At 66.7% G+C, this 25,571-nt stretch carries 23 protein-coding genes; 11 read left to right on the top strand and 12 right to left on the bottom strand.

Annotation, left to right across the window (positions count from 1 at the left end; all coding sequences use genetic code 11):
• Positions 1 to 8: 8 nt before the first annotated feature.
• The 3 genes from GJG85_RS33490 to GJG85_RS33480 form a co-directional block, all read right to left on the bottom strand.
• Positions 9 to 1,103 carry a methyltransferase type 12 gene (locus GJG85_RS33490; RefSeq protein ID WP_050013955.1) on the bottom strand — a complete coding sequence of 365 codons (1,095 nt, stop codon included), beginning with the start codon at positions 1,101 to 1,103 and terminating at the stop codon, positions 9 to 11.
• A gap of 13 nt (positions 1,104 to 1,116) precedes the next feature.
• Positions 1,117 to 2,079: a class I SAM-dependent methyltransferase gene (locus tag GJG85_RS33485; protein WP_204384550.1), complete on the bottom strand. Its 963-nt coding sequence runs from the start codon at positions 2,077 to 2,079 to the stop codon at positions 1,117 to 1,119.
• Positions 2,080 to 2,659: 580 nt separating this feature from the next.
• Positions 2,660 to 3,334, bottom strand: coding sequence for an HAD family hydrolase (locus GJG85_RS33480; RefSeq protein WP_050013954.1), 675 nt, complete (start codon positions 3,332 to 3,334; stop codon positions 2,660 to 2,662).
• A 202-nt stretch (positions 3,335 to 3,536) separates the two neighbouring features.
• Here GJG85_RS33480 and GJG85_RS33475 point away from each other — a divergent pair, with 202 nt between their 5' ends.
• The gene (locus GJG85_RS33475; RefSeq protein WP_050013953.1) at positions 3,537 to 4,721 is read left to right on the top strand and encodes a sugar transporter; all 1,185 of its coding nucleotides are present in this window, start codon (positions 3,537 to 3,539) and stop codon (positions 4,719 to 4,721) included.
• A 34-nt stretch (positions 4,722 to 4,755) separates the two neighbouring features.
• Here GJG85_RS33475 and GJG85_RS33470 read toward each other — a convergent pair whose 3' ends face one another.
• The 5 genes from GJG85_RS33470 to GJG85_RS33450 form a co-directional block, all read right to left on the bottom strand.
• Entirely contained in the window at positions 4,756 to 5,925 is a 1,170-nt protein-coding gene (locus tag GJG85_RS33470; RefSeq protein ID WP_235356223.1) for a helix-turn-helix domain-containing protein, read from the bottom strand.
• Positions 5,926 to 6,092: 167 nt separating this feature from the next.
• Positions 6,093 to 7,220, bottom strand: coding sequence for an NAD(P)-dependent alcohol dehydrogenase (locus tag GJG85_RS33465; RefSeq protein WP_089490360.1), 1,128 nt, complete (start codon positions 7,218 to 7,220; stop codon positions 6,093 to 6,095).
• Between the two features lie 13 nt (positions 7,221 to 7,233).
• A complete protein-coding gene (locus GJG85_RS33460; RefSeq protein WP_204384549.1) occupies positions 7,234 to 8,703 on the bottom strand; it encodes a benzaldehyde dehydrogenase in 1,470 nt (489 codons plus the stop codon).
• Between the two features lie 298 nt (positions 8,704 to 9,001).
• On the bottom strand, positions 9,002 to 9,634 hold the full coding sequence (locus GJG85_RS33455; RefSeq protein WP_089490477.1) for a TetR/AcrR family transcriptional regulator: 633 nt from the start codon (positions 9,632 to 9,634) through the stop codon (positions 9,002 to 9,004).
• A gap of 83 nt (positions 9,635 to 9,717) precedes the next feature.
• Positions 9,718 to 9,912, bottom strand: coding sequence for a hypothetical protein (locus tag GJG85_RS33450; protein WP_050013949.1), 195 nt, complete (start codon positions 9,910 to 9,912; stop codon positions 9,718 to 9,720).
• Here GJG85_RS33450 and GJG85_RS33445 point away from each other — a divergent pair.
• The 10 genes from GJG85_RS33445 to GJG85_RS33400 all read left to right on the top strand — a co-directional run bounded on the left by GJG85_RS33445 (position 9,911) and on the right by GJG85_RS33400 (position 19,627).
• Positions 9,911 to 10,804 carry an NAD(P)/FAD-dependent oxidoreductase gene (locus GJG85_RS33445; RefSeq protein ID WP_204384548.1) on the top strand — a complete coding sequence of 298 codons (894 nt, stop codon included), beginning with the start codon at positions 9,911 to 9,913 and terminating at the stop codon, positions 10,802 to 10,804. The genes GJG85_RS33450 and GJG85_RS33445 overlap by 2 nt on opposite strands.
• Before the next feature lie 96 nt (positions 10,805 to 10,900).
• On the top strand, positions 10,901 to 11,764 hold the full coding sequence (locus GJG85_RS33440) for a class I SAM-dependent methyltransferase (RefSeq protein WP_050013947.1): 864 nt from the start codon (positions 10,901 to 10,903) through the stop codon (positions 11,762 to 11,764).
• Positions 11,765 to 12,021: 257 nt separating this feature from the next.
• Entirely contained in the window at positions 12,022 to 12,771 is a 750-nt protein-coding gene (locus GJG85_RS33435) for a hypothetical protein (protein ID WP_050013946.1), read from the top strand.
• A 407-nt stretch (positions 12,772 to 13,178) separates the two neighbouring features.
• Positions 13,179 to 14,315 carry a muconate/chloromuconate family cycloisomerase gene (locus tag GJG85_RS33430; RefSeq protein ID WP_050013945.1) on the top strand — a complete coding sequence of 379 codons (1,137 nt, stop codon included), beginning with the start codon at positions 13,179 to 13,181 and terminating at the stop codon, positions 14,313 to 14,315.
• 51 nt (positions 14,316 to 14,366) lie between these two features.
• Complete coding sequence (gene catA / locus GJG85_RS33425; protein ID WP_050013944.1) at positions 14,367 to 15,317, top strand: catechol 1,2-dioxygenase; 951 nt, start codon at positions 14,367 to 14,369, stop codon at positions 15,315 to 15,317.
• 122 nt (positions 15,318 to 15,439) lie between these two features.
• Positions 15,440 to 16,798: a Rieske 2Fe-2S domain-containing protein gene (locus GJG85_RS33420; protein WP_050013943.1), complete on the top strand. Its 1,359-nt coding sequence runs from the start codon at positions 15,440 to 15,442 to the stop codon at positions 16,796 to 16,798.
• Positions 16,795 to 17,283, top strand: a complete 489-nt coding sequence (gene benB / locus GJG85_RS33415) for a benzoate 1,2-dioxygenase small subunit (RefSeq protein ID WP_204384547.1) — start codon at positions 16,795 to 16,797, stop codon at positions 17,281 to 17,283. Before GJG85_RS33420 ends, benB begins: the two co-directional genes overlap by 4 nt.
• 40 nt (positions 17,284 to 17,323) lie before the next feature.
• On the top strand, positions 17,324 to 18,346 hold the full coding sequence (gene benC / locus GJG85_RS33410) for a benzoate 1,2-dioxygenase electron transfer component BenC (RefSeq protein WP_089490365.1): 1,023 nt from the start codon (positions 17,324 to 17,326) through the stop codon (positions 18,344 to 18,346).
• Positions 18,343 to 19,119 carry a benzoate diol dehydrogenase BenD gene (gene benD / locus GJG85_RS33405; protein WP_089490366.1) on the top strand — a complete coding sequence of 259 codons (777 nt, stop codon included), beginning with the start codon at positions 18,343 to 18,345 and terminating at the stop codon, positions 19,117 to 19,119. Before benC ends, benD begins: the two co-directional genes overlap by 4 nt.
• Before the next feature lie 109 nt (positions 19,120 to 19,228).
• A complete protein-coding gene (locus tag GJG85_RS33400) occupies positions 19,229 to 19,627 on the top strand; it encodes a RidA family protein (RefSeq protein WP_089490480.1) in 399 nt (132 codons plus the stop codon).
• Between the two features lie 75 nt (positions 19,628 to 19,702).
• Here GJG85_RS33400 and GJG85_RS33395 read toward each other — a convergent pair whose 3' ends face one another.
• The 4 genes from GJG85_RS33395 to GJG85_RS33380 all read right to left on the bottom strand — a co-directional run bounded on the left by GJG85_RS33395 (position 19,703) and on the right by GJG85_RS33380 (position 25,504).
• Positions 19,703 to 20,509, bottom strand: a complete 807-nt coding sequence (locus tag GJG85_RS33395) for an oxidoreductase (RefSeq protein WP_204384546.1) — start codon at positions 20,507 to 20,509, stop codon at positions 19,703 to 19,705.
• Between the two features lie 33 nt (positions 20,510 to 20,542).
• Complete coding sequence (locus tag GJG85_RS33390; protein WP_204384545.1) at positions 20,543 to 23,683, bottom strand: efflux RND transporter permease subunit; 3,141 nt, start codon at positions 23,681 to 23,683, stop codon at positions 20,543 to 20,545.
• On the bottom strand, positions 23,680 to 24,804 hold the full coding sequence (locus GJG85_RS33385) for an efflux RND transporter periplasmic adaptor subunit (protein ID WP_204384544.1): 1,125 nt from the start codon (positions 24,802 to 24,804) through the stop codon (positions 23,680 to 23,682). The genes GJG85_RS33390 and GJG85_RS33385 overlap by 4 nt, the downstream gene beginning before the upstream one ends.
• An 82-nt stretch (positions 24,805 to 24,886) precedes the next feature.
• The gene (locus tag GJG85_RS33380) at positions 24,887 to 25,504 is read right to left on the bottom strand and encodes a TetR/AcrR family transcriptional regulator (protein WP_050013935.1); all 618 of its coding nucleotides are present in this window, start codon (positions 25,502 to 25,504) and stop codon (positions 24,887 to 24,889) included.
• Between the last annotated feature and the right edge of the window lie 67 nt (positions 25,505 to 25,571).

The raw sequence follows: 25,571 nt of genomic DNA, 5'->3' as shown, positions 1-25,571 counted from the left end.
GTCTCCAGTCATCGGGGCGAAGCATGCCGGTCCGCCGCCGCGATTTCCTCGAGCGTCGGCAGTGGCGTCATCGCGACTTCGCCGCCGGCGAAGCGGCCGCCGCCGAGATCGTCGCCGTGGTAGCGGGTGCTGAACGCGTGAAATTCCGCGTTGCCCGCGCTCATGTAGCCCAGCTCCGTCACGTAGGCCTGCGCGTCGGGGTCGTCCGCCAGCGCGCCGGTCGCGACCGCTTCGCGCGCGTCGATCAGGCGGCCCTCGTTCGACGTGCAGAGTGCCGCGAGCCGGTCGAGCGCCGCCTGCACGTTCAACTGCTCGACGCGCATCAGGATCCAGACGGCATTGAATCGCTCGTGCGCGGAGCGTTCCTTGCGAAACGAAAACAGGTCGTTGACGAGGATCACCGAATCGATCGTCCTGTCCCGTGCGTCGGCCAGCGCCGCGTGTTGCGCGAGGCGCTGCTCCATGTCGATGTCGAGCGCGTATTCGGTGAGCAGCGTGATCCAGTGGCCGAAGCCCTCGACGCGGCGAAACGCCAGATAGTCGTCGAGCGACAGGCGCGATGCGTCGGTCGCCGTCGGATCGGCCTGCGTACGGATCTGGTCGCGGATGCATTCGACGAAGCGCTGCCAGAAGGCCGGGCGCGCGTCGCACCGGGTGCGCATCAAGCGCAGCGTGTCGTGCAGCAGTCGCGCGGCGGGCACATCGGCCGGCGGCGGCGTGCCGTCGACGGCCGCCAGAAAATGATCACGCAACGTGTCGAGCCCCGCCTGGTCGCCGGTGCGCGCCAGATGCGTGAACGCGTCGTCCATCAGCGTCGTGACGTTCATCATGCGATGAATCGTGTACACGCGATCGGGCCGCGCATTCGGGTAGCACAGGCTGCCATATGCGGGAATGCGCTGCGCGAGAAAACGGCGTGCCGCCGCGTCGCTGCGATAGTGCCGCAGGATGGTCGGATAGTCGTCGATCGCGAGCTGCTGCTCGATCGCTGCGTGCCGCGGGTGCCGGGCAACGGGCAGCGAGAGCCGCGGCAGCGGCAGCACCAGCGTGTGCGTCGCGCTCGGCGGGGCGCTGTCGGCGTGCGGCGTTCCGGATGCTTGCATGCGGATCTCCGGGTTACGCGTCCGGTTTGACCGCGACGATGCTGTAGGTCGACACCTTGTTCTTGATCAGCGCGACGGACCAGTTTTCGGCGAGCACGCGCAATTCTTCCAGCGTGTCTGGTGCGCGGTGCGGGAAATGGCGGTCGATGTTGGCCTTGGCGTCCATCAGCCAGCGCGCCACGTCGATGTTCGACGGCAGCACGCGCATGTCGCGGATCGCGAACCCGGCGTCGATCAGCACCTGCCTGAAATAGTCGGGCGTCTTCCGATGCTTGCACGCGATCCGGTCGATCTCGTCCGGCGTGTCGGACTCGTATTCGTTGAGTGCGACGTTGTACAGATTATCGGAGATGATCACCGACCCGCCGCCGCGCACGCGCGCATGCAGTGCGCGCATGGCTTTTTCGTACAGCGCGTTCGGGAAATGCGAGATCACGCCGCGAATGATCGCGAGATCGTACGGCGTCGCGGGATCGGGCAGTCGATCGACGTCCTGCGCGTTGCACTGATACAGGTTGATGCGTTCCGCGAGCCCGTGCTGCGCATGAAAGCGTGCGCAGTACTCGAGTTGCTCGCGACTGACGTTGATACCGTCGAGGCGCATGCAGCCGGGGAAGCGGCCGGCCAGATACTTGAGGATGTAGCCCCAGCCGCAGCCGATGTCGAGAATGCGCTCGACGCGTGCGGGAACGGGGTCGTCGAAGCCGGCGAGGCGAAGCTGGCGTTCGAAGTAGCGAATGCCCGATTCATCGAGCGAGATCGGCGGCGTGGAGCGCGGATCGTCGTAGACGCCGAACTGAAACAACAGGTACTCGCCGATCGCCTTGCGCCAGTCGTCCGGACTGCCGGCGTAGGTCGACTGCACTTTCTGCTCGTAGTCGCTCACCGTTTCGCCGTGCAGCACGCGGATAGGCAGCGCGGGCGCCAGGTGCGGCGCGCGCATGTCGGCGATTGGCTGTTCGCTGATCTGATTCATCGAAATCCTCGCGTCGTCCATTTCCGTCAAACCGGACAAAACAATGCCCGCCGATCGAGCGGGAGCGCACGCCTTCACGAAACGCCGGCGCGAAAATGCTCCGCGCCCGACACGTGCGATCGTGCGATTGAATGAATCGATGTAATGCTTCTGTAGAAGCGTTATGAAGGCGAAAGATCCGTGCGCATTTATAGGGCCCCGAATAAATGGCGGAAAGGGCGCGGTGACGCAGTATCGCGATGCAGGCCCCATATCATGCGCGGGACGTCTGGCGACGCGGGGTTGCGCCGGCTGGCCGGTTCGGCTCCGTATGCCGCTTGCGTTTTCACGATTCGGATACTGCGATCGTGAACCGGAAGCGAAGTGTATTCGTTATATGAGAGGCGATTCGTTTTTTCAAGAATCTTCCCGTCTGTTTTAAAAAGACGGGAAAACGGGCATCGGTAAAAAATATTTAAATCGCGATCGTCAATGGCGATTTGGATTGTTTTGATTCGATGAATCGAAACGGGGCAGTGGCGCCGCGAACGTGCGCGTGCGGCTGCCCGGCCGGACGCGGCCCGGCGCGCCCCGCCGGCGCCTACGGCCGTGCGGCAATCTCGTCGAGATGCCACAGCAGATCCGCCGGATCGTCGTACACGCGCAGCGCACCCGCGCGCTCCAGCTCGTCGCTGCCGTACCCGCCGGCCAGCAGCCCGACCCCCAGTGCGCGGCAGCGGCTCGCGGCGAGCATGTCCCAGATGCTGTCGCCAACCACCACCGTATGCTCGATCGGCACGTTCAGCTTCGCGGCGGCGGTCAGGAACAGGTCGGGGTCCGGCTTCGCATACTTCACCTGATCGCGCGTGACGACCACGTTCTTCGCCGGATCGACGCCGAGCGCCTCGAGATTGATCGCCGCGGTTTCCATCCGCCCGCTGGTCGCGATCGCCCAGCGAATGCCGGCGTTCGACAGCGCGGCCAGCAACTCGCGCGCGCCCGGCAGCGGCCGGACCTGCGCGCGCAGCCGCTGGTACGCAGCGGCGTGCAGCCGCGCGAGCCGCTCGACACGGTCGGCGTCGATGTCGCCGTCCGTCTCGCGCAACAGCTGATTCAGGAACAGGCCGCCGCTCATCCCGATCTTGCGATGGATGCGCCACACCGACAGTTCGATGCCTTCGGCATCGAGCGCTTCCTTCCACGCGAGGACGTGCTGATAGACGCTGTCGACGAGCGTGCCGTCGAGATCGAACAGAAATGACGTTTCAATGCGCATGTGAATCTCCTGGCCCGATGGCATTCGGGCAAATCGTCGGCAAAACCCAATTCGTCACATTATCGGCGCACGGCCGTGTCACCGCCATGTCCCGCGCCGCACGCGCCGCGCGCGGCGGCGGCGTGTCGAACGGCGCTGGTACAATCGCGCCGATGCGCCGGGCGGGCCGCCCGCGCGCGCCTAACCTTCGTCGAATCCCCGTATGGCAACCCCCGACGCCGTCAGTTCCGAGCAATCGTGGTGGGGCGTTCTGGCCCTCGCGCTTTCCGCCTTCATCTTCAATACCACCGAATTCGTGCCCGTCGCGCTGCTGAGCGCGATCGGCGACAGCCTGCAGATGCAGCCGACCGCCGTCGGCCTGATGCTGACGATCTACGCGTGGGCCGTCGCGGTCGTGTCGTTGCCGCTGACCTTCGTCACGCGGCACGTCGAGCGTCGCAAGCTATTGAGTGTCGCGCTGCTGGTGTTCGTCGGCAGCCATGTCGTGACCGGCTTCGCATGGAATTTGACGGTGCTGATGATCGGCCGGCTCGGCATCGCATGCGCGCATGCGGTGTTCTGGTCGATTTCGATCCCGCTCGCGGTGCGGCTCGCGCCGAGCGACCGCAAGAGCCGTGCGCTCAGCCTGATCGCGATGGGCTCCGCGATCGCGATGGTGGCCGGGATTCCGCTCGGCCGCGTGATCGGCGAGGCGTTCGGCTGGCGCGTCACGTTCCTGATCATCGCGGGCGCGGCGGGCGTCACGCTGCTGTTGCTGCGCGCCACGTTGCCGGTGCTACCGAGCCAGGGCGCCGGGTCGCTGAGCAGCATCGGCGTGTTCCTGCGCAAGCCGGCGCTGGTCGCGCTGTACGCGATCACCGTGCTCGTCGTGTCCGCGCACTTCACGTCGTACACGTACATCGAACCGTTCGTGCAGAGCGTCAACCACGCGAGCAACAGCCGGATCACGTACGTGCTGATCCTGTTCGGCGTCGCGGGCCTGCCGGCCGCGGTCTGCTTCAATCGCGTCTATCCGCACCGGCCCGACGATTTCCTGCTCGCGTCGATCGTCGCGTTGTCGGGCTGCCTGCTGATCCTGTTCCCGTGCGCGCTGAACATCGTTACGCTGTCCGTGCACACGCTGGTGTGGGGCGGCGCGATCGTCTGTTTCGGGCTGGCGATGCAGGCATGGGTGCTGAAACTGGCGCCGGAGGCGACCGACCTCGCCGTGTCGATCTACTCCGGGCTGTACAACGTCGGGATCGGCGCCGGCGCGCTGCTCGGCAACCATATCGCGGGAGACTTCGGGCTGCCGTGGATCGGCACGTTCGGCGGCGTGGTCGGCGCGTTCGCGGTCGGGATCGCATGGCTCGCGCTGCGGCTGCATGAACGGCGGGCAGTGGCTTAGTGCAATCGCCGGACGATCGGCTCATCCCGAATCGTCAACGCGACCCGTCGTGCCCGAGCCCCGCCGCATCGCGCTGCCGAAGTTTCGCGTATAGCGTCGTGCGTGAAATGCCGAGTTGCCGCGCGGCCGCCGACACGTTGCCGTCGTGCTCGTCGAGCGCGCGCCGGATCGCATCGAGCGATTGTTCGTGCAGGCTGGCGTTGGCGTGAGGGCGGCCCGCCGGCGCCGCGTTGCACACGTCCTCCGCGTCTTCGAGCACATCGGCGTCGCGCGTTGCGGCCGCGCGATCAAGCGGCGCGCGTACGGTGCGCACCCATACGTGGCTACCATCGTCGCGCGCGATTCGCTGCGGCGTGCGCGCCGGTGTCAGCAAACGACGCTGCTGCGCGGGCGTCGCGCCCGGAAATAGTTGCCGGAGATCGACCGGCGCCGCCGGCCCGGCGGGCGCGAGGTCGAGCATCTGGCGGGCCAGGCGGCTCACCGCGCGCACGCGGCCCGCTTCGTCGAGCGCGATGACGCCGGCGAGCGGCGTGCCGAGCCAGCGCGGATCGAATTGCACCTGCAGCAGATGGCAGTCGCGCAGCATCGCATAGAGCCGCTGTTCGGCGGACAGCGATGCGTGCCGGAATGACTCGCGCAACTGCGCGATATTACGCCTGCCGACGCCGGTGATATCGAGCGCGCCGATCACTTCGCCGTCGAAGCCGACCAGCGGCACCGCGAGACAGAACACCCGCGACAACTCGTCGAGATAATGCTGCGCGCCCGCGACGACGGCTTCGGCGCCGTCGTGAATCACGCAGCTCGGCGCGGTCGTGCCGATGTTCGGTTCGACGATCCGGCGCCCGGCGACGATCGGCGTCAGCAGCACGTCGTCGCATTGCGGGCTGCGGCGCGCATGGACGATCGTGCCGTGCGGATTGACGCACATGATCGTCCATTCGCTGCCGCCGAATGCGGCCCACAGCGGCTCGATTTCCTGCGCGACGCAGCGATGGAGCCGCCGATCCGCGCGCGATTCGTCGCGCTCGCGCTGCATTTCATAGCGGGCGGTTTGCCACGGCCGGAGCCCGGCGTCGCGCGAGCGCAGCCACGAGCGCGCGACGCTGGCTGGCAACGCCGTTTCCGGCAGCGGCTCGCCCGCGGCGAAGCGGGCGCGGAGCCGGTCGAGGTCGACCGGTCGTGCAGGGGATTCGGGGGCCATGTTCACGCTGCGCTCCATGTGGGTCGAAGGTTCGGGCGCGCGTGCCGCGCCGGCGTGTCGAGCGAATGCGTAATATAGCGCGGTGCCCGGAATGCGGCATTTGCCTTCCCCGAGGGCGCCCCACGTGCCGCCGCGACGCGTCGGCGGCACGCGCGGCGCCCGCGCGCTCAGTGCGGCAACCGCAGGATCGGCTTGAGCGTGATCCCCTTGCTGCTGTCTTCCGCCGCCTGGTTGATCTGGTCGAGCGGATAGAACTTCACCAGCCGGTCGAACGGAAACCGCCCTTGCAGATACAGCTGCACGAGCTGCGGAATGAACGTCTGCGGCACGCTGTCGCCTTCGACGATGCCGCGAATCGTGTGACCGCCGAGCAGCAGGCTGTTCACGTCGAATTCGGCTTTCGTACCCAACTTCGGCGCGCCGACCACGCCCATCGTGCCGCGCGAGCCGAGCGCGTCGATTCCTTGCGACAGCACCGCCGGCAGCCCGGTCGATTCGAGCGCGTAGTCGACGCCGCCGCCGGTGATCTCGCGGATCGCGTCGGCCACGTCGACTTCCCGGCTGTTGATCGCGTGCGTCGCGCCGAGCTCCAGCGCCAGCGCGAGCCGCGACGGCACGATGTCGACCGCGATGATCGTCGTCGCGCCCGCGATGCGCGCGGCCATCACGGCGCTCATGCCGACGGCGCCGGCGCCGAAGCTCGCGAAACTGCTGCCCGGGCGCACCGCGAGCGAGTTGATCACCGCGCCCGCACCGGTCTGGATCCCGCAGCCGAGCGGGCCGAGCAGTTCGAGCGGCGCGTCCTTCGGCACCTTGATCGCGTTGTTCTCGCGGGCGAGCGCATAGCTCGCGAACGACGATTGCGCGAAGAAATGATCGTGCAGCGGTTGGCCGGCTTCGTCGCGGATGGCCGTCTGCCCGTCCGCGTCGGCGCCGCCGAAATTCAGCGCGAAGAACTGCCGGCAATACGCGCCGTGACCGCCGACGCACGACGTGCAGTGGCCGCACGCGCCGTAGGTCAGCACGACGTGATCGCCGGCGGCGAGCGTCTTCACGTTCGGGCCGACCGCCTCGACCACGCCGGCGCCTTCGTGACCGAGCACGGCCGGCAGCGGCACCGGGTAGTACTGGTCTCGCACGATCAGGTCGGTATGGCACAGGCCGGTCGCGACGACGCGCACGAGCACCTCGTCTCCGCGCGGCGCGCGGATGCGGGCCGCTTCGATCGAGAAGGGCGCGCCGGCGGCGCGCGCGACGGCCGCGGTGACGGCGCGTGTGTCGTGTTCGGTGTACATGTCGGTCTCCTCGTCAAATCGGATACAGCGGCGCTTCGCCCTTGATCGTCAGCCACTGCCACTGCGTGAATTCCTCCCAGTTTGCCGTACCGCCGATGCTCGTGCCGTTGCCCGATGCGCCGACGCCGCCGAACGGATTGATCACTTCGTCGTTGACCGTCTGGTCGTTGATGTGCAACAGCCCGGTGTTCAACTGCTCGCCGATCCTCAGCGCGCGGCCGACGTCGGCCGACAGGATCGCCATCGACAGTCCGTATTCGGTTTGATTGGCGAGCGCGATCGCGTCTTCGTCGGTATCGAACGGCACGACGATCGCGACCGGCCCGAAAATCTCCTCGTCGAATGCCGGATTGCCCGGCGCGACGCCGCTCAGCACGGTCGGCTCGAAGAACAGGCCACGATGATTGCCGCCCGTCTCGACCCGTGCGCCCGCACGGCGGGCCGCGTCGACCACGCTCGCCGCATGGTCGCGTTGCGCGGCGTTGATCAGCGGGCCGAGGCCGACGTCGCCGCTGGCCGGATCGCCGACGCGCAGGCTTCGCGCCTTCTCGACGAGCTTCGCGACGAAGCGGTCGTGAATCGCACGCTGCACGAGCACGCGGCCGGTCGCCATGCAGATCTGGCCTTGGTGCAGATACGCGCCCCACGCGGTGTTCGCGACCGCGCGGTCGAGATCGGCATCGTCGAGCACGATCAGCGAATTCTTGCCGCCGAGTTCGAGCGATACCTTCTTCAGGTGGCGGCCCGCCGCTTCGCCGACCTTGCGCCCGGCCGCGGTGGAGCCGGTGAACTGGATCATCGCGACGTGCGGATCGGCGACCAGCGCCGCGCCGGCCGCGCCATCGCCGGGCAGTACGTGCAGCACGCCTTCGGGCAAGCCGGCGAGCTCGAACACGCGGGCGATCGCGACGCCGCCGCACACCGCGGTACGCGGATCGGGCTTCAGCACGACCGCGTTGCCGAGCGCGAGCGCCGGCGCGACCGCGCGTATCGCGAGATACAACGGGAAATTGAACGGCGAGATCACGCCGACCACGCCGCGCGGGCGGCGGCGCGCGAGCGACAGCCGGCCGGCCGCCGACGGCAGTACTTCGCCGGCCGCGCGCGACGGCAGCCCGGCTGCTTCGTGCAGCGCCTTGATCGTAACCGACGTTTCGAACGCTGCCTTCGCGCGGGTCGAGCCGCTTTCGCGCACGAGCCAGTCGACGATCGAATCGAAGTGCGTTTCGGCGACGGCCGCCGCGCGGCGCAGGACGGCCGCGCGCTCGTCGTAGGGCAGGGCGAACCAGGCGGGCTGGGTGCGGTGTGCGGTAGCCGATGCTTCGGCGATGGCTGCGGCGTCGGCGACGCCGATGCGGCCGAGCGCGTTGCCGGTTGCCGGTTCGATTACGTCGGCGGCGTGCGGGCTGGCGTGCCAGTTTCCATTGAAGGTCTTGCCGCGCCAGATGTCGGTGTCGAACAGTGCGGGGGTGTTGCTATCCATTTGCGCTCCTGGGGAAATTCGGATCGGCCGGATCGGGCGTGGGTTGGCGTCGATCGGCATGCGCGCGAGGGTAGGCAAGCGCGGGGAAGCGGGGCTATCCGGATTACTTCCCACGCGTGGGAGGCGCGTGGATCGGGACGCGTTTGCGATTCCGTGTGCGGAAATTGAACAGTTGTCGGGCCATTGCGCTCGCGCAATGGCCTCCCCGTCAGTCGTCCACGGATCATCCATCGGTTGCCCGGGGCGAACATCATCTGCAACTGCTGCGGGTTCGTCATCAAGCCGCGACAACGCACCGCTAGATGCCGCCGTGCGCGGCGATGAACATGGCGACGGCCGACCGGCAATAGGACTCGATTTCGTTGTCGTTCCGTGCGCTCGCCTCGTCGAAGCGCGCGACAAGCAGCAGATCGCATCCTTTGAAGAGCGCGCCAAACAAGCGGGCGGACCGGTGAGCATCGGGTACGTTCAGCATCGCTTTCGCGTGCAACTGACGCAACACGGCCTCGATTTGGGCAATGACATGGGCGGGCCCCGCTTCGTAATGGAGCTTGCTCAACGATCTTTGATTCGTCTTGTCGGCCAAAACCATGGCTTCGACGCTGCGGACGTCCGGGCTCAACAGCGTGCGAAGCAGCGATGATCCTACCGCCATGAGCTGATCTTCAGCCGAACCGGCGATGCCTTCGGTCAGGGTCTGCGGCGCAAACTGCTGGCAGTGGGCCGCCATGGCCGCGCTGAACAGCGCCTCCTTGCTCTCGAAGTGTCGATAGATGCTGAGCTTGGATATCTTCGCGCGCTGGGCGACCTTGTCCATGGTCGTCGCTTGAAAACCCAATTCCACGAAGAGTTCGCAGGCGGCGTCGACGATCGTCTGGCGAAGCGCGTCGTTGGCGGGCCGGCCGCGGCGGCCCTGGTTGCTTTCGGTCACGATCATTTCAGTACTTGACAGTATTCAAATCCATGCATTAGGATACCATTCAGTATCATAAATATGCAAGCCAAGGGTCGGTTTCAACCGGTCGTCCGAATCAGTTTCCCCGGCCGCCCGGCGATATCGAGCGGCATTGTCCGGCCGTTCAACACGGTGACGGCGACTGTCGCGCCGTTGCCGAAGCCCTGCTCGCAGCCCGTCTGGAGCGCGTATCGCTGGACGATATGGCGCACCAAGCCCAGCCCCTCCCACCAGGACACGGAGCCCATCACCATGAATGACGTCATCATCATCGGCGGCAGCTTTGCCGGCCTCGCCGCCGCGCTGCAGCTCGGCCGTGCCCGCCGCGAGGTCACCGTGCTCGATACCGGCCGCCCGCGCAATCGCTTTGCCGGTCACTCGCATGGCCTGCTCTGCCACGATCACAAGCCGCCGCTCGACATCCTGGTCGAGGCGCGGCAGCAGCTGTCGCGCTATCCGACGATCAAGCTGGTCAATGCCCGGGCGGAGAGCGTGTCTGGCGCGATCGACGATTTCTGCGTCGTCACCGACGATCACGAAAGCTTGAGGGCGCGCCGCCTGATCCTGAGCTATGGCGTCGCCGACCAGATGCCTGAGGTTCCGGGCTTTGCCGAAAGCTGGGGCACGTCCATCGTGCCATGCCCCTATTGCGACGGCTTTGAAGTCGCCGGCCAGCATTGGGGCCTCGTCTGGTCCGGACCGCAGTCGTACCAGTCTGCCAGGCTGTTCCGCGACTGGACTGACGCGTTGACGATCTTCACTGACGGTCATGACATCGCGCCCGATATCCGGGCCGATCTGGCGCGCCGCAACCTGTCTGTCGTCGATGGCCGGATCGTCGAGATCGCGCACCAGAACGGCCATATCGCCACCGTCAATCTCGACACGTGCCGCAACGTCGCGGTCGACGTCCTGTTCGCCCAACCGCGCAACAAGCCGTCCGCCAGCCTGCACGAATCACTGGGCCTCGCCACGGTCGATACGCCTACCGGCATCGTTCTCGCGGTCGACGAGCGCCGCCAAACCAGCATGCCCGGCATCTACGCCGCCGGCGACCTCGCCACGCCGTTCTTGCCCTCGGTCACCCAGGCATCATCGCAGGGCGCGATGGCGGGTATCTTCGCCCAGCAGTCGATGGTGGTTTGAGCGCACGGATTCCTGCTCTCGTTGCGTCGTCGCGTTCGAACAGGTTGACATGGATCGACGCGGCGAAAGGCGGATCGTCGGGTCAAGGAGAATGACATGGCAAAGCAAAGTGCTGATCAGGCGGGTGACTGGAATGGTCAAAGCGGCGAGCGCTGGGTCGCCAACCAGGCTCGGCTCGACGCTCTGGTGGCGGTGTTCGGGCAGGCCGCGATCGAAGCCGCCGCGCCCGCGACGGGTGAGCGCGTGCTGGACATCGGCTGCGGCGCGGGCGCGTCGAGTCTGGCGCTGGCTGCTCGCGTCGGCGCGGCGGGCCACGTGCTGGGCGTGGACATATCCGAACCGCTGATCGATCGAGCGCGCGCGCTTGCGCGCCACGATACGCCGGCCCTGTTTCAGGTGTCCGACGCCAGCAGCGCAGCGCTGCCCGAAGGCGCGTTCGACATTCTGTTCTCGCGTTTCGGCGTGATGTTTTTCCCCGATCCGACAGCGGCGTTCGCCCATATGCGACGCGCGCTCCGGCCGGGTGGCCGGGTCGCTTTCGTCTGCTGGCGCGGGGCGGCCGAGAACGATTGGATGCGACTGCCGGTGGGCGCGCTCAAGGACATCGTCCCGCCGAGTGCGCTGCCCGATCCCGACGCGCCCGGCCCGTTTTCGTTCGGCGACCGGGAGCACGTGGCGCGCATCCTGACGGCGGCCGGTTTCGCCGAGATCGTTATCTCGCCCTTCGACGCCGCCGTCCCATTCGGCGAGGGCGAAACGCGGGACGCCGCGATCGCCGACGCAGTGAGGATGACGCTCGAGGTCGGCCCGCTGTCGCGTGCGCTCGCTGGTCAACCCGACGACATCCGCGCCCGTGCCTCCGCCGCCGTTCATGCCGCCTTCGCGAGCCTCCCCGGCGAGGGAGCGGTATTGATCAACGGCGCTGCCTGGGTCGTCACGGCACGAAATCCGGCAGGCTGACAGGGATTAACAGGCGAGACGCGGCCGCTTGGTCGCGCCGGGCGTCGTTGGCCGCTCAGATGGATGTCCATTTCGAGCGCTGAACGAGCGCTCGCCTTGCGACAGGCAGATGGCCGGTTGCGAAGCAGAGCCGACGCCTGAGCGGCCTGCCGGCGGCGCATGCGACCGGCAGTTCGTGGCCGATTTTCGCCGACGTGATCAGGCTGAATCGCTACAATTGCCCCATCTGTCCCCTTCGACGGCATCGAATTCGAGACATGCTGACTTCCTATTTCTGGAGCGGCGACGCCATTCGCAGTCGACGCGTCAGTGACATCGTTCTATCAGGCACGGTCGACGTGCCGGTTCCTTCCGCACGGCTGCTCGCAGATTGGGAAAGAGAGACATCGTCGCGGCTCGTCCTGGAGCCGGGGGACGTCGAGGCAATGCCGTTGGCGCGAACGCAAGCGCGCTGGCCGGACTACAAGCGCTGCGTGCAGGCCATGTCCGACTGGACGGGCGCACTCGGACTGCCCAACGTGCTTGCCGCCAGTGACGTGGCCCTCATGGCCTGTCGTGGCGCGAGGTACCACCATGACGGCGCGCAATATGGCGGTGCGGCCTTCTGCAATCTCTTCCTGAGCGAGGACCGAGGGCTGGACTTGCATTTTCCCGCTACCGGCCATCGCATTCCGCTGACCCGGGGGACCGCTGTGATATTCGATACGGGCCAGCCTCATGGCGTCATTCAGCGCGGCAGTCGCGAATTTAATGCGGTCGACTTCGCGCCAGGCCGCGATTGCATCCAGATATTCCTGACCTGGGAGCTTCCCATCGAAGACGTCCATGTCGGGCAAGCGCTTGACGTCGTCTTCGACACTGCCCGTTCGACCTCGCTGCACCTGGATGAGGAACAAGTCTGGTCGAACGGCGCACCCGCCGCCGTGTGCCCGGCATCCGGTCGCTGGTATCGGCCCGGCGGCCGGTCGCACATACGACCGCTTGCCGACGCCTCATCGATGTCTTAGGGAGCATGTTTGCGTCAATGAGTGCAAGCGTGACGGCCTTCCGGTCGTTCGCCGAAACCGACGCCGACACCGAAGCCGACGGCCCGACGGCGGCCCACCGTTTTTTTCCCTCAGGAAAACCCTGATCGACTCGGCAGGCCGCCGGTTTTCAGCTCGTTTTCCCGCTGCCGCAAGCAGCCTCGGCAGGCCCCCGCCCAAACGATCCCCCGACCCCGCACAACCCGCTCCATCAACCCTCCCAGCCCGTCTGCCTACCCAAACAGGTATGGCGCACCGCAATATTTCGCATTCAGGGGGCGATTTCAATACCAATTAGGTATCGAAAATCCCGCCCAAAAGTATTGGACGCCCGATTTCCCCGCCGCGTATAAATCCGTTCCATGAACAGCCCCCACGCAGCGTGTCCCATGTCCTCCCCCACCATCGAACGCATCGAAACCCGTCTCGTCGACTTGCCGACGATCCGCCCGCACAAGTTGTCGGTGGCCACGATGCACGGCCAGACGCTGATGCTCGTGAAGGTGTTCTGCAGCGACGGCGTGACCGGTATCGGCGAAGGCACGACGATCGCCGGCATGGCCTACGGCCCGGAAAGCCCGGAAGCGATGAAGCTCGCGATCGATGCTTACCTCGCACCGGCGATCATCGGCCGTGACGCGACGCGCGTTCAGACGTTGATGGCGTTCGTCGGCAAGCTCGCGAAGGTCAACCATTTCGCGAAGAGCGCGCTCGAAACCGCGCTGCTCGACGCGCACGGCAAGCGTCTCGGCGTGCCGGTCAGCGAACTGCTCGGCGGGCGCCGCCGTGATCGCCTGCCGGTCGCGTGGACGCTCGCGTCGGGCGACACGGCCACCGACATCGCCGAAGCCGAACGGATGCTCGACCTGCGCCGCCACAACGTCTTCAAGCTGAAGATCGGCGCGAAGGCGCCGGAAATGGATATCCGCCACGTGGCCGAGATCAAGAAGGCGCTCGGCGAGCGCGCGTCGGTGCGCGTCGACGTGAACATGGCGTGGAGCGAAACGCAGGCCGCGCGCGCGATTCCGGCGCTGGCCGATGCGGGCTGCGAACTGGTCGAGCAGCCGGTCGCGTCGGCGGCGGCGCTGACGCGCCTGATGCGCCGTTTCCCCGTCGCGCTGATGGCCGATGAAATCCTGCAGGGCCCCGACAGCGCATTCGACATCGCAAAGCAGCACGGCGCGGACGTGTTCGCGATCAAGATCGAACAGAGCGGCGGCCTCTTCGCCGCGCAGCGCGTGGCCGCGATCGCGGACGCGGCCGGCATCGAGCTGTACGGCGGCACGATGCTCGAAGGCGCGTTCGGCACGGTGGCGTCCGCGCACCTGTTCGCGAGCGTCGCGAACCTGCAGTGGGGCACCGAACTGTTCGGGCCGCTGCTGATCACCGAAGAAATCCTGACCCAGCCGCTGGACTACAGCGACTTCGAACTGACCGTGCCGGACGGCCCCGGTCTCGGCATCGTGCTCGACGAGGACAAGGTCAGGCGTTTCACCCGCAACGGGCTGACGAACGTCGCGCGGTAGTCGAGCCAGGCAAAGACCGCCATCCCCCCCAATACACATGGAGACAGCATCATGAGCGTCAAAGTTTTCGATACCCGGGAAGTGCAGGATCTGTTGAAGGCCGCATCGAACGCGGGCGGGACTGGCGGAAGCGGCACGAACGGCGACGCACGCACGCAGCAGATCGTGCTGCGCCTGCTCGGCGACCTGTTCAAGGCGATCGACGATCTCGACATCACGCCCGACGAAGTGTGGGCCGGCGTGAACTATCTGAACAAGCTGGGTCAGGATGGCGAAGCGGCGCTGCTCGCGGCCGGCCTCGGTCTCGAGAAGTATCTCGACATCCGGATGGATGCCGAGGACGAGGCGATCGGCCTCGACGGCGGCACGCCGCGCACGATCGAGGGGCCGCTGTACGTGGCGGGCGCCCCGGTGCGCGACGGCGTCGCGAAGATCGACCTCGACGCGGACGACGGCGCGGGCCCGCTCGTGATCCACGGCACGGTGAAGGATCTCGACGGCAAGCCGGTGGCCGGCGCGCTGGTCGAATGCTGGCATGCGAATTCGCACGGCTTCTATTCGCACTTCGACCCGACCGGCAAGCAGAGCGACTTCAACCTGCGCGGTGCGGTGAAGACGGGCGCCGACGGCCAATACGAATTCCGCACGCTGATGCCGGTCGGCTACGGCTGCCCGCCGCAGGGCGCGACGCAGCAACTGCTGAACCGGCTCGGCCGACACGGCAACCGCCCGGCGCACGTGCACTTCTTCGTGACGAGCGATGTCCATCGAAAGCTGACCACGCAGTTCAACATCGACGGCGATCCGCTGATCTGGGACGACTTCGCGTATGCGACGCGCGAGGAGCTGATTCCGCCCGTGACCGACAAGACCGGCGGCACGGCGCTCGGCATGAAGACCGATGCGTACCAGGACATCGAATTCAACTTCGTGCTGACGCCGCGCGTACAGGGCAAGGACAACCAGATCGTCGACCGCCTGCGCGCCTCAGCCACGGCATAACCCGTCCGGCAGCACGGTGGCGCGCGTGCGTGCGTCGCCGCTGCTGGCCGGTCCCCCGAGATTCAACCGATATCGATGCGAGCGTGCTTGCAGGACGCGGCACGCGCATGGAAGGAGCCATCATGTCCGTCACGATCGACGCTACCAACGAACTGGATCACCTGCTGGAAACCGCCGTGCAGGATGACAAGGCGGCCGGCATTTTCCGCTGCCGCCGCGACATCTTCACGAACGCGGAGCTGTACGAACTCGAGATGAAGCACATCTTCGAGGGCAACTGGGTGTACCTGGCGCACGAAAGCCAGATTCCGGACAACAACGATTACTACACGACGTGGATCGGCCGCCAGCCGATCGTCATCACGCGCGACAAGGGCGGCGAGCTGCATGCGGTGATCAACGCGTGTGCGCACAAGGGCGCGATGCTGTGCCGCCGCAAGCACGGCAACAAGGGCAGCTTCACGTGCCCGTTCCACGGCTGGACCTTCTCGAACACCGGCAAGCTGCTGAAGGTGAAGGACGAGAAGACGACCGAGTATCCGGTGCAGTTCAACACGCACGGCTCGCACGACCTGAAGAAGGTCGCGCGCTTCGCGAACTATCGCGGCTTCCTGTTCGGCAGCCTCAACGCCGACGTGCTGCCGCTCGAGGACTACCTCGGCGAAGCGCGCGTGATCATCGACCAGATCGTCGACCAGGCGCCGAACGGGCTCGAAGTGCTGCGCGGCAACTCGTCCTACATCTACGAAGGCAACTGGAAGATGCAGATGGAAAACGGCTGCGACGGCTACCACGTCAGCACCGTGCACTGGAACTATGCGGCGACGATGAGCCGCCGCAAGGAGGACGGCACCAAGGCGGTCGATGCGAACAGCTGGAGCAAGTCGGTCGCGGGCGTGTACGGCTTCGACCACGGCCACATCCTGCTGTGGACCCAGACGATGAACCCGGAAGTGCGGCCCGTGTACCAGCACCGCGACGAGATCCGTGCGCGCGTCGGCGACGTTCAGGCCGATTTCATCGTGAACCAGACGCGCAACCTGTGCGTGTATCCGAACGTGTTCCTGATGGACCAGTTCAGCACGCAGATCCGCGTGGTGCGGCCGCTCGGCGTCGACAAAACCGAAGTCACGATCTTCTGCTTCGCGCCAAAGGGCGAGAGCGAAGCCGATCGCACGACGCGGATTCGCCAGTACGAGGATTTCTTCAACGTGAGCGGCATGGGCACGGCCGACGATCTCGAGGAGTTTCGTGCGTGCCAGGCCGGCTATGCGGGCATCACGGCGATGTGGAACGATCTGTCGCGCGGCGCGCCGCTGTGGATCGACGGGCCGGACGAGAACGCGAAAAAGATGGGGCTGAACCCGCGTATTTCGGGCGAGCGCAGCGAGGACGAAGGGCTGTTCGTGTGTCAGCACGAACACTGGGTGAACGTGATGCGCGATGCGCTGAAGAAGGAACGCGGGGAGGTAGCGGCATGAGCTTCGATTACCGGACGATTTGCGCGGCGCTGTATCGCGAGGCGCGCCTGCTCGACGATCGCGAGTGGGACGCGTGGCTGACCTGCTACACGGAGGACGTCACGTACTGGATGCCGGCGTGGGACGACGACGATCGGCCGACCGACGATCCGCAGCGCCAGGTCTCGCTGATGTACTACGCGGACCGCGGCGGACTCGAGGATCGCGTGTTCCGGATCAAGACCGAGCGCAGCGGCGCATCGACGCCCGAGCCGCGCACCAGCCACAACGTGACGAACGTCGAGGTGCTGGCCGAACGCGACGGCGAGGTCGACGTGCGCTACAACTTCCACACGCTGAACCACCGTTATCGCGTGACCGATCACTTCTTCGGCACGATGTTCGTCACGTTGCGCCGGGCGGGCGACGCACTGCTGATTTCGCACAAGAAGATCGTGCTGAAGAACGACTACATCCGGCAGGTGCTCGACGTGTATCACGTCTGACGCCCGTTGTTTTGCCATGAAAGGAAGTGGAGGTGACGCGATGTCCAGTTACAGGATTGCATTGAATTTCGAGGACGGGGTAACCCGCTTCATCGACTGCAAGGCCGGCGAGAAGGTGCTCGACGCAGCCTTCCGCGCGAAGATCAACCTGCCGATGGATTGCTCCGACGGCGTGTGCGGCACCTGCAAGTGCCGCGCGGAAAGCGGGCACTACGACCTCGGCGACGATTACATCGACGATGCGCTCACCGAGGACGAAAAGGGCGGCGGCCTCGTGCTGACGTGCCAGATGGTGCCGCACAGCGATTGCGTGATCGCGGTGCCGACGTCGTCGGTCGCGTGCAAGACCGGGCAAAGCAGCTTTGTCGCGACGGTCACGAAGGTCGAGCAGCACAATGATGCGGCCGTCGTGCTCGAACTCGACGTCGGCGCGAATGCGCCGGCGTTCCTGCCGGGCCAGTACGTGAACATCGGTGTGCCGGGCAGCGGCCAGCATCGGTCGTATTCGTTCTCGTCCGCGCCGGGCGACGCGAAGGTCGGATTCCTGATCAAGAAGATTCCGGGCGGCGTAATGAGTACGTGGCTCGCATCCGCGAAGCCCGGCGACACGCTCGAACTGCACGGGCCGCTCGGCAGCTTCTATCTGCGCGACGTGCAGCGGCCGCTGCTGTTCCTCGCCGGCGGCACGGGCCTCGCGCCGTTCCTGTCGATGCTCGACGTGCTCGCGCGCAGCGGGTCGCAGCAGAAGGTGCACCTGATCTACGGCGTGACGCGCGATCTCGATCTCGTGCTGGTCGACGCGATCGAAGCGCTGGCGGCGAAGCTGCCGAACTTCAGCTTCGCGACGGTCGTTGCCGATTCGGCGTCGAACCACGCACGCAAGGGCTGGGTCACGCAGCACATCCCGGCCGACGCGCTGAACGACGGCGACGTCGACGTGTATCTGTGCGGGCCGCCGCCGATGGTCGATGCGGTGCGCCAGTATTTCGACGATGCAGGCGTGAAGCCGAACAGCTTCCACTACGAGAAGTTCACCCCCAACGTCACGGCAAAGGCGGCATGACCATGCAACGATTCTCCGGCAAGGTCGTCGTCGTCACCGGCGCGGCGCAGGGCATCGGCCGCGGTGTCGCGCTGCGCGCGGCGGCCGAGGGCGGCAAGGTGCTGTTCGTCGATCGCGCGGATTTCGTCGCCGACGTGGCGGCCGAAGCGACCGGTGGCGAGACGGCCGGCTTCGTCGCCGATCTCGAGACGTACGAAGGCGCGCATGCGGCGATGGCATACGCGGTGCAGACGTTCGGCGGCATCGACATCCTGATCAACGGCGTCGGCGGCGCGATTCGCATGCGGCCGTTCGCCGAGTTCGAGCCGGCGCAGATCGACGCGGAAATCCGCCGCTCGCTGATGCCGACGCTCTACGCGTGTCACGCCGTGCTGCCGCACCTGATCGCGCGCGGCGGCGGCACGATCGTCAACATCTCGTCGAATGCGACGCGCGGCATTCGCCGCGTGCCGTATTCGGCGGCGAAGGGCGGCGTGAACGCGCTGACGTCGGCGCTCGCGATGGAGTATGCGGAACACGACATCCGCGTCGTCGCCACCGCGCCGGGCGGCACCAGCGCGCCGCCGCGCCGCGTGCCGCGCAATGCGGCCGGCGACACCGAGCAGGAACAGGCGTGGATGGGCGAGGCCGTACGGCAGGTGACCGAATCGACGTACTTCAAGCGCTACGGCAGCCTCGACGAGCAGATCGCGCCGATCCTGTTCCTCGCGTCGGACGAGGCGAGCTATATCACCGGCACGGTGCTGCCGGTCGCGGGTGGGGATACGGGTTGAGGGGCGCGCCTGCCGATTTGCTGTGCTTCACAGTGCACGCGCTGCTGCCGTGCGCACGACAACGATCACGTAACCGGTCGGCGCGGCAAACCCGGCCATGGAGACACTCATGAGCAAACGCGAAGCGATCATCCCGGCCGGCATGGAGGCCGTGTACGAAAAAATCGGCTATGCGCCGGGAGTGAGGGTCGGCGATACGCTTTACATATCCGGCCAGATCGGCCGCGACGCCGCGATGCAGCGGGTCGAGGATCGCGAAGCGCAGATCGTGCAGGCGTTCGAGAATCTGAAGCACGTGCTGGAGGCGGCCGGTGCTTCGTTCGACGACGTCGTGGACCTCACGACGTTCCACACCGACATGCGCGACCTGCCGCTGTTCATGCAGGTGCGCGACCGCTATTTCCATGCGCATCCGCGGCCGGCATGGACGGCCGTCGGCGCGCACATGCTCGGCGGCGCGCCCGGTTATATCGTCGAGATCAAGGCGGTGGCGGTGCTGCGGCGGTGATCGACGGGTATCGTTGCGAGGGAACCGTCCTTGCGGCCCCCTTGCGACGATAAGGCGCTTGCATCGATCGTCCCGTCACCCGAGCCGGAATTTCTTGCGCAGGCTCGAATCGACCGGGCCGGCCGGCATGAAGCGCCGCAGCGTACGCAAAAGCGATGCCTCGCCGCTCGGCGCGCGTCGCATGCGCCACGCGCCGAGCGCGGCCTCGACAATGGTGCTCGCCACCCCGTCGGGCTCGGGCGCAGCTTTCACGTTGTCGACGACCGCGCGCGCCGCAAGCGTCCGTTCGCGGTCGTAGTCGGCGATCTTCGCGCTCGCGCGCGGCGCATTGACGTCGAGGCTGGTCCGCGTAAACGACGGTTCGACCAGCGTCGCGCGAATGCCGAACTGGCGCAGCTCGTGATCGAGTGTTTCGGTCAATCCCTCGACCGCATGCTTGGACGCCGCATAGAGGCCCATGTACGGCGCGGGCAGGAACCCGAGCACCGAACTGACGTTGACGATGCGTCCGCCGCGCCGTGCGCGCATGTGCGGCAACACCGCCTGCACCGTGCGCAGGATGCTGAACACGTTGGTGTCGAACAGCGCCGCCGCTTCGACCACCGACGTTTCCTCCACCGCGCCGATCAGGCTCGTGCCCGCATTGTTGACGAGCACGTCGATACGCGCGGCGCGCTCGACGATCGTACGGATTCCGGATTGAACGGACGCATCGTCGCGCACGTCCATCTCGATCAACTCGACGCCGGCGACGGGCGCGGTTCGGGCAATGCTGCGCACGGTACCGAACACCCGGCACCCGCGTCTGGCGAACTGCTCTGCGGTGGTGCGCCCGATGCCCGAAGACACGCCCGTCACGACGACAACGGTAGGGTTCGACATGATTGTTTCCTTCGAGTATGAATGGTGGGCGCGTCAGTTGCGTGCGTCGAGCGCGGCCGCGAGCGTGGAGTCGGTCAGTGACGCCGGTTCGGGTTCGCCGCGATGCGAGCCGGCGGCACGACCCGGCCCGATCCTGAACCAGATCGCGTACATCGCCGGCAGGAACACCAGCGTGAGAATCGTGCCGGCGAACGTGCCGCCGATCAGCGTGTACGCGAGCGTGCCCCAGAACACCGAATGCGTGAGCGGAATGAACGCGAGCACGGCCGCCATCGCGGTGAGGATCACCGGCCGCGCGCGCTGCACGGTCGCCTCGACGACCGCATGGAACGGATCCAGCCCGGCCTGTTCGTTCTGATGGATTTGCCCGATCAGGATCAGCGTGTTGCGCATCAGGATTCCCGACAGCGCAATGAGCCCGACCAGCGCGTTGATGCCGAACGGCTGCCCGAACAGGATCAGCGTCGGCACCACGCCGATCAGCCCGAGCGGGCTCGTCATGAACACCATCACCATCGCCGAGATCGAGCGCACCTGGAAGATGATGATGACGAGCGTGATCGCGAGCATGATCGGGAACAGCGGCAGCATCGCCTTCGTCGCCTTGCCGGATTCCTCGATGGAGCCTGCTTCCTCGATCCTGTAGCCGCTCGGCAACCGCGCGACGATCGGCTGAAGCTGCTTCGTGATCGCGGCCGATACGTCCGGCGGCTGCAAGCCGTCGGCGATGTCGCCGCGCACCGTGATCGTCGGCACGCGATCGCGCCAGCGCAGGATCGGCTCTTCCATCCGTACGTCGACCTTGCCGACCTGCGACAGCGGAATGCGCTGCCCGTTCGCGCCGGCGAGCGTGAAGTCGTCGAGCCGCGCCGGGTCGAGCCGCGCGTCGCCGCCCGAACGCGCGACGACCTGCACGGTCCGGATATCCTCGCGCACCGCGGTGACGGGCACGCCGGTCAGCAGGAACTGCAGCTGCTGCGCGACCGCGCTGGACGTCAACCCGACCGCCTGCAGGCGATCCTGCTGCAACGTGAAATGCAGCGTCGGCGCGCGCGTGCCCCAGTCGGCATTGACCGTGCGCATCATCGGGCTGCCGTTCATCACCTGCCCGACGTCGGACGCGATGCCGCGCAGCGTGTCCGGATCGGGGCCGGTGACGCGATACGCGACCGGGAACGGCGAATACGGGCCGAACACGAGCTGCGTGACGCGCACGCGCGCTTCGGGCGCAAGGCCGTCGGCGACGGCGCGGCGCAGGCGCGCCTTCAACGCGTCGCGTTCGTCCTGGCTGTCGGTGCGCACCACGATCTTCGCGAACGACGGATCGGGCAGCTCCGGCCCCATCGCCAGATAGAAGCGCGGCGCGCCCTGGCCGACGTACGCGGTGACGATCCGCGCTTCCTTCTGCTTCGCGAGCCACGCTTCGACTTTCGACGCGGCGGCGCTCGTTTGCGAAATCGACGTGCCGTACGGCATCTGCACCTCGACGAGCACCTCGGGGCGATCGGAGATCGGGAAGAACTGCTTCTTGACGACCGCCATGCCGAGAATGGCGAGTACGAACAGGCCGACGACGGACCCCGCGACCAGCCATTTACGCGCGATCACGCGCGTCAGCAGCTGGCGGAAGCGGTTGTAGCGCGGCGTGTCGTAGATCGCGTCGTGGCCGCCTTCGATCTTCCTGAACTCGGGCAGCATCTTCACGCCGAAATATGGCGTGAACACCACCGCCACGACCCACGACGCGATCAGCGCGATCCCGACGATCCAGAACATGTTGCTCGTGTATTCGCCGGCGGTGGAGCGCGCGAAGCCGTTCGGCATGAAACCGACCGCGGTCACCAGCGTGCCGGCCAGCATCGGCGCGGCCGTGTGGCTCCACGCGTAGGCCGACGCGGCCACGCGCCCGTAGCCTTCCTCCATCTTCACGACCATCATTTCGATCGCGATGATCGCGTCGTCGACGAGCAGCCCGAGCGCGAGGATCAGCGAGCCGAGCGTGATGCGGTCGAAGTTCTTGCCGGTGGCGGCCATCACGACGAACACCACGGCCAGCGTCAGCGGCACGGCCGCGGCGACGACGAGTCCCACGCGCCAGCCCATGCTGACGAAGCTCACCAGCATGACGACGAGCAGCGCGGCGAAGAACTTGACCATGAACTCGTCGACGGCCGAGCTGATGTTCACGGATTGATCGGTGACCTTGGTCAGGCTCATGCCGAGCGGCAGTTCGCGGTTGATCGCGCCGACTTCACCGTCCAGCGCGCGGCCGAGGTCGAGCCCGTTCCAGCCGTCGCGCATCACGATGCCCAGCAGCAGCGCGGGTTCGCCGTTGTTGCGGATCATGAACGTCGACGGATCTTCGTAGCCGCGCTCGACGGTCGCGATGTCCGACAGCTTCAGCGTGCGGCCCTGCGAGACGATCGGCGTGTCGCGGATCTTCTGCAGCTTGTCGAACGCGCCGTCCACGCGAATGAAGATCTCCGGCCCGCGCGTCTCGACGGAGCCGGCCGCCGTCAGCACGTTCTGGCCGTTGAGCGCCGCGAATACGTCCTGCGGGCTCACGCCGAGCGTCGCGAGCCGGTCGTGCGACAGCTGCACGTAGATGCGCTCGGCCTGCTCGCCGATGATGTCGACCTTCTTCACGCCCGCCACGTGCAGCAGCCGCTGACGCAACGCTTCGGCGTCGCGCACCAGCAGGCGCTGCGGTTCGCCCCTGGCCTTCAGCGCGAACAGCGCGAACGTGACGTCCGCGTATTCGTCGTTGACCATCGGGCCGATCACGCCGGCCGGCAGGTTGGTCGCCTCGTCGCCGATCTTTTTCCGTGCCTGATAGAACTGCTCCTGCACTTCAGACGGCGGCGTGCTGTCGAGCAGCGTCAGCGTCGTGATCGCGAGGCCCGGACGCGTATAGGTTTCGGTACGGTCGTACCAGCGCAGCTCCTGCATGCGCTTTTCGATCTTTTCGGCAACCTGATCGTGCATTTCCTGCGCGGTGGCGCCCGGCCATGCGGTGATGACGGTCATCACCTTGATCGTGAACGCGGGATCTTCCGCGCGGCCCAGCTTGAAGAACGACACGAGGCCGGCCAGCGAAATCAGGCAGACCAGGAACAGCGTGATCGCGCGCTCGCGCACGGCGAGCGCGGACAGGTTGAAGCGGCGTTCGCTCACGGCCGTGCTCCTTCGCTCGCGATGGTGGCGGCCGGCGCAGACACGCGGACCGCTTCGCCTTCGTGCAGCAACTGCGCGCCGAGTGCGACGACGCGCTCGCCTGGCTTGAGCGTGCCGTCGCCGGACACGCGCGCGCTGTCGTCGTCGAGATGCTCGACCTTGACCGACCGCCACGCCACCTTGGCCGGTTCGCCGGCGACGACCCACACGCCGGGCCCGTTGCCCGCGTCCAGCAGCGCACCGATCGGTACCTGCATGCCGCGTGGCGAAGCCGTGCGCGCGTCGTCCGCGATGCGGATCGTGACGGTCGCGCCGAGCGGCGCATTGGCCAGCGCGCCCTGCAGCACGTAGCGCGCTTCGAAAGTACGCGTTCTCGCATCCGCGGTATCGGAAAGCTGGCGCAGCGTCGCGGGGACGCCGACGTCCGGCTTGCCGAACAGCCCGGCCTGCGCGAGCGACCCAATCGCCGGGCGCAGGGTTTCCGGCAGCTGGATCACGGCCTCGCGGCTGCCGGCGTGCGCGAGCCGCACCACCGGCTGCCCCGCGCTAACGACCTGACCGGGCTCCGCGAGCGTTTCCATCACCACGCCGTCGCCGTCCGCGACGAGTTGCGCATAGCCGGTCGCATTGCGCGCGACGTCGGCGTCGGCCTCGGCGGCGCTCAACTGCGCTTTCGCGGCATCGGCCGCGGCCTTGGCCTGGTCGTACGCGGATGCCGATATCGCACCGGTGCCGCGCAGGTCGCGGTAGCGGGCTTCGTCCTCGGCGGTCTGCCGCGCGCGGGCCCGTGCGGCGGCGACCGCCTCGTCGCGGGCGCGCGCCGCGAGCTTCAGGTCGACCGGGTCGAGCCGCATCAGCGGCTGGCCGCGCCGCACGGTTTGCCCGGTATCGACGAGCCGCTCCAGCACCTTGCCGGCTACCCGGAAGCCGAGATCGCTCTGCACGCGCGCGGCGACGGTTCCGGTAAACGAGCGGGACGCGGGGACGGCCGCCTGCACGACGGCGGTGCGCACGAGCGGCGCGTCCGTGCGCGGATCGGACGGCGCTTTTCCGCTGCAGGCGGCTAGCGCGACGGGCAGTGCGGAAGCGACTGCGAAGAAAGCGAGGCGACGCCGAACCATGAAAGACCCAGTGATGAAGTGATCGGGGCTTTCATTGTGTATCTAGTGACCAATATAGTCAATGGTCACAAATGGGAGCACATCACGGTGCGAGGCTTCGGAGGACGAGGCTGGACAGTTGGGCGGGCGCGGCGTCGGTCGTGTCGAGGTTGTACTGCAGCAGCAGCGGGTTCAGGTACGGCCGCATCACGAGGTAGATCGCGGTCGCGGTTTCGTCCAGCGGCGTCTTGCGCTCGAACTCGCCGTTTTGCCGGCCTTCCTGCAGGACGTCCTGCAGCAGCTTCTGCACGCGCGCCTCGTAGGCCTGCACCGACGGCCAGTTTTCGGTGGCGGCCGACGCCGCGATGTCGTACAGCTTGCGGTCGCGGAAAAACAGCCGCAGGCTCGCCTCGGTGAAGACCTTGAACATCCGCCGCAGCTTTTCGGTAGGCAGTTCGGCCTCGGCGACAGCCGCGCGCACGTCCGTCTCGATCTCGTGCAGGCAGTGCGCGCAGATCATCTCGCCGATCGCCTGTTTCGACTCGAAGAACTTGTAGATATAGGCCTTCGAGAAGCCGATCGCCTTCGCGAGGTCCGACACGGTCGTCTTTTCGTAGCCGTACCGGCTGAAGTGCTCGGTGGCGGCGGCCACGATCTGGTCGCGGACGTCGTGGTCGGCCGGGCCGCGCGCGGGCGCCGGGGAAGGGTCGATTTTTTTCATGGGCTGCAACGGACGGGAATGGACAACGAGTGACTATTTGGTATTATAGTCACTACCGGATTCTTGC

Origin of the sequence: Burkholderia sp. MS389, assembly GCF_016899425.1 — a bacterium.
GTDB classification, from domain to species: domain Bacteria; phylum Pseudomonadota; class Gammaproteobacteria; order Burkholderiales; family Burkholderiaceae; genus Burkholderia; species Burkholderia sola.
Note: the sequence above shows the minus strand (reverse complement) of the source record. Positions and strands in the feature narration are given on the sequence as shown.